Origin of the sequence: Shigella sp. FC1544, from assembly GCF_001722145.1 — a bacterium.
In the GTDB taxonomy this organism is placed as follows: domain Bacteria; phylum Pseudomonadota; class Gammaproteobacteria; order Enterobacterales; family Enterobacteriaceae; genus Escherichia; species Escherichia coli.
Map to the genome: position 1 here is coordinate 1 of NZ_MECT01000380.1, position 674 is coordinate 674.

1 protein-coding gene and 1 pseudogene are annotated in these 674 nt (G+C 49.3%); both read left to right on the top strand.

The annotated features are described in order from the left end of the window. Positions 1-373, top strand: a pseudogene (locus BGK49_RS16700) (transposase); the annotation flags it as partial. A 63-nt stretch (positions 374-436) separates the two neighbouring features. Continuing rightward, the coding region (locus BGK49_RS16705; RefSeq protein WP_032335914.1) for a transposase at positions 437-674 on the top strand (238 nt) is incomplete at its 3' end.

Genomic DNA, 674 nt, shown 5'->3' on the forward strand with positions numbered 1-674 from the left:
ACTGGGAAATGAAGTGACAGCCCGCCTGCTGACCGTGACGCGCAAAGGAAAAGTCTGCCATCTGCTGACGTCGATGACGGACGCCATGCGCTTCCCCGGAGGAGAAATGGCGGATCTGTACAGTCATCGCTGGGAAATTGAACTGGGATACAGGGAGATAAAACAGACGATGCAACTGAGCAGGCTGACGCTGAGAAGTAAAAAGCCGGAGCTTGTGGAGCAAGAGCTGTGGGGTGTCTTACTGGCTTATAATCTGGTGAGATATCAGATGATTAAAATGGCGGAACATCTGAAAGGTTACTGGCCAAATCAACTGAGTTTCTCAGAATCATGCGGAATGGTGATGAGAATGCTGATGACATTGCAGGGCGCTGAGGTAGCCTGAGTTTAACGGACACTCCTTCCTGAAATAGAATGGCATCAGAAGGAGCTAATAATGAGCAGAAAAAACCAACGTTACTCTAAAGAGTTCAAAGCCGAAGCTGTCAGAACGGTTCTTGAAAATCAACTTTCGATCAGTGAAGGCGCTTCCCGATTATCCCTTCCTGAAGGCACTTTAGGACAATGGGTTACCGCCGCCAGAAAAGGGCTCGGTACTCCTGGTTCCCGCACGGTGGCTGAACTGGAATCTGAAATTCTGCAACTGCGTAAGGCGTTAAATGAAGCTCGCCTTG